Origin of the sequence: Phenylobacterium sp., from assembly GCF_046590535.1 — a bacterium.
Lineage (GTDB): Bacteria > Pseudomonadota > Alphaproteobacteria > Caulobacterales > Caulobacteraceae > Phenylobacterium.
Map to the genome: position 1 here is coordinate 1 of NZ_JBKJTG010000092.1, position 2,802 is coordinate 2,802.

A 2,802-nucleotide genomic window follows, 5' to 3' on the forward strand; every position below is an offset into this window, starting at 1 on the left:
GATATCGTGATGCCGGAAATGGACGGAATCGAACTGGCGCGCCGCGCCACTGAGCTCGATCCCGACCTCAAGGTGATGTTCATCACCGGTTTCGCCGCCGTGGCCCTGGCCGCCGGCGGCCAGGCGCCCGCGGGCGCGAAGGTGCTGTCCAAGCCGATTCACCTGCGGGAAATCGTCTCCGAAGTGGAGCGGATGATCGCCGCCTGAACCGCGCTTGCGCGAGGTCAGGCCGCCCGTTATATCCCCGCCTTCCCCAGACGACGGTTATGGACGCGTAGCTCAGCGGGAGAGCACCTCGTTGACATCGAGGGGGTCACAGGTTCGATCCCTGTCGCGTCCACCATCCCCCCAGATTTCGGAGCTACTGCCCGCCGCCCAGCGGATCGGGTGCTCGCGCCGGCATGCGCCCGTGCAGGCGTTCGCGTTCCTGGCGCAGCCGTTCGTTCTCGGCGGACAGATCGGTGACGTCGGCCTGCAACTGGGCGACCCGCTGGCGAAGATAGAGGTTCTCGCGCTTGACCGCGTCGTCGGTGGGGACGTCGCCGCTCATCGCGCGCCGCCTGCGCGCGCCAGGGTGAAGACGGCGGCTGCCAAGCTCGGGGACATGCGGGTCTCGAACGACGCCGCATCGGGTGGGATCGACCGCATTGCTGGCGGCACACGCCCGACGGCGCAGGGCATAGGTGGTGATCCCAGGACCGTAGCGCCACCTCGATTTGGGACCCGCGGCGGCGCGGGGTTGGTGTAGCGTCGCCGCATGGACACCCTGACCACCAGCCAGCTTCACGCCCTGCAGAACCTGGCGCGGAAAAAGACCGGCGAGGAGGTCCCGTTCGTGAAGATCGGCGACGCCCGCGCGCTCACCGACCTGGGCCTGGCCGAGCGCAGCCGGGAGGGCTGGGACATCACCGGGGAAGGCTCCGCCCTGCTGGCGCGGCTGGCCCGACCACCGGAATAGGCCCGCCGAACGCGCCTGCGCGTGCTAAACATGCCCGGCGCAGCGAGGTTCGCGGCGCAGGCGCTGGGATCGGCGCAGGGCCGACCCCCGGGATCGCCGAAGGGTGAAGACGATGGCCAAGGGTCAGAAGAAGTCGAACAAGGAAACCCGCAAGCCGAAGAAGCCGGTGGCGAAGGAAGCCACTCCGGTAAGCTCCTACCTCAACCCCGAGCGCAAGAAGTCCTGAGCCGGCATGGGTCTCCTTGGCTGGCTGCGCCTGGGCGGCGCGAGCGAGGCTGACGTCAGGTCCGAGGTGTGGCGGCTGGGCGCACGCCACAACGGCTGGCCGCTGGAAGGCGCGCTGAAGGAACTGAACGCGCCGGGTCTCTCCGCCGAACGCGCGCAGCTTCTGCGCGCTTGCGTTCGCAAGCTCCGCACCGCCTAGCGGCGCAGGCTGGCCGCCGCCGGCGCGCAAAGCCTTGCCCCGCAAGGTGTTGCGCCGGCGCCGCTGTTTCCGACCAACGTTATCCGTCTCGGATATTTCTGTAGCGCCGCATTCGCGAATGGCCGGATAGTCCCTGTCGGTCCAGGCGCCCCCCGATCCGAGGGAGAGGGCGCCGGGCGGGGAGGATACCATGACCAAGATCAGCTTTTTCGGCAGCGCCTCGGTGATCGCCGCGACCCTGGCGCTCGGCGCCGCCGGATCCGCGGCGGCCCAGGCGACCCAGGCCACCACCCAGCAATCCACCGCCGAGGTCACCGAAGTCGTCGTCACCGGCTCGTTCATCCGCGGCACGCCGGAAGACGCGGCCCTCCCCGTGGACGTGGTCAGTTCGGAGGAGTTGCAGCGGCGTGGCTCGCCCACAACCATCGACCTCATCAAGAGCCTGCCGGTCAGCGGCCCGGTCCTTGGCGACACCAATCAGTTCTCCACCGCCGCCCAGGGCCAGGTCGGCGCGGGGACGATCAACCTGCGGGGCCTGGGGAGCCTGCGGACATTGGTTCTGCAGAACGGCCGACGCACCGTGGCGTCAGCCGGCGCCGGCAGCGGCGGGGTCGACACCAACCTCCTGCCCGTTGCGGCCATCGGCCGGGTGGAAGTTTTGAAGGACGGCGCCGCGGCCACCTATGGCTCGGACGCCATCGCGGGCGTCGTCAACTTCATCACGCGCAAGAATTTCAGCGGCCTTGAAGTCAGCGCGGACTACCGTCTTGTCGACGGCTCGAACGGCGACTATTCCGGCAGCGTGGCCTACGGCTGGGTAGGCGACAACGCCAACCTCTTGATCACTGCCGGCTACCAGCATCGCTCGGAGCTGAGCACCACGGAGCGCGATTGGGCCATTCAGCCCTACCTGACAAATCCATCCGGCTACTCGGTGCTTGGGCAGCCACCCTCGTTCCTGCCCCGTAACGGGCTCACGCCCACAGCCGGTGTGCAGCGCGATGCGAACTGCGGCGCGGTCGGCGGCTTCCCCGGGTTCAGCGGCGCGACGCCGGCCTGCTATTTCACCTACATCCCCTTCGACAACCTGGTCGAGGACGAGGAGCGCTATCAGATCTATGGTGAGGTCAACGTCGACCTCACCGAGAAGACCCGCTTTCACGTGGAGGCGCACTACGCGAAGACGGATATCCCACACATCCGCTTTTCACCGGCGTTCCCCCCGATTCAGGGGCCTAACGGACCGGGCAGCGTCGGGGTGTTCACCGTTCCGACGACCAATCCGGGGGCTCTCACGGCGCTTCAGCAGGCTGGCCTGTCCCCGGCGCAGATTGCGGCCACGAACAACATCTCACTTACCCTGTTCCGCGCGCTCGGGGCCGGGGGCAACCCGGCCTACGGCGACGGCGGCCAGATCGGC

The 2,802-nt window shown here is 68.4% G+C and carries 6 protein-coding genes and 1 tRNA gene; 6 read left to right on the forward strand and 1 reads right to left on the reverse strand.

Features of this window, described 5'->3' with window-relative positions; translation table 11 throughout:
- Both ACLL81_RS05270 and ACLL81_RS05275 read left to right on the forward strand, forming a co-directional pair.
- A partial coding sequence (locus ACLL81_RS05270; protein ID WP_411287295.1) for a response regulator occupies window positions 1-207 on the forward strand: 207 nt, incomplete at its 5' end.
- Between the two features lie 61 nt (window positions 208-268).
- Window positions 269-343 (forward strand) — tRNA-Val (locus tag ACLL81_RS05275).
- 18 nt (window positions 344-361) lie between these two features.
- On the opposite strand, the gene ACLL81_RS05280 is transcribed toward ACLL81_RS05275, so the two are convergent.
- Window positions 362-550, reverse strand: a complete 189-nt coding sequence (locus tag ACLL81_RS05280; RefSeq protein WP_411287296.1) for a hypothetical protein — start codon at window positions 548-550, stop codon at window positions 362-364.
- 207 nt (window positions 551-757) lie between these two features.
- Between ACLL81_RS05280 and ACLL81_RS05285 the strand changes: the two genes are divergently transcribed.
- The 4 genes from ACLL81_RS05285 to ACLL81_RS05300 all read left to right on the forward strand — a co-directional run.
- Entirely contained in the window at window positions 758-958 is a 201-nt protein-coding gene (locus tag ACLL81_RS05285; RefSeq protein ID WP_411287297.1) for a hypothetical protein, read from the forward strand.
- 112 nt (window positions 959-1,070) lie between these two features.
- Window positions 1,071-1,184 carry a hypothetical protein gene (locus tag ACLL81_RS05290; protein ID WP_411287298.1) on the forward strand — a complete coding sequence of 38 codons (114 nt, stop codon included), beginning with the start codon at window positions 1,071-1,073 and terminating at the stop codon, window positions 1,182-1,184.
- Window positions 1,185-1,190: 6 nt separating this feature from the next.
- Window positions 1,191-1,382, forward strand: coding sequence for a hypothetical protein (locus tag ACLL81_RS05295; RefSeq protein WP_411287299.1), 192 nt, complete (start codon window positions 1,191-1,193; stop codon window positions 1,380-1,382).
- Window positions 1,383-1,572: 190 nt separating this feature from the next.
- On the forward strand, window positions 1,573-2,802 hold a 1,230-nt coding region (locus ACLL81_RS05300; protein ID WP_411287300.1), incomplete at its 3' end, for a TonB-dependent receptor plug domain-containing protein.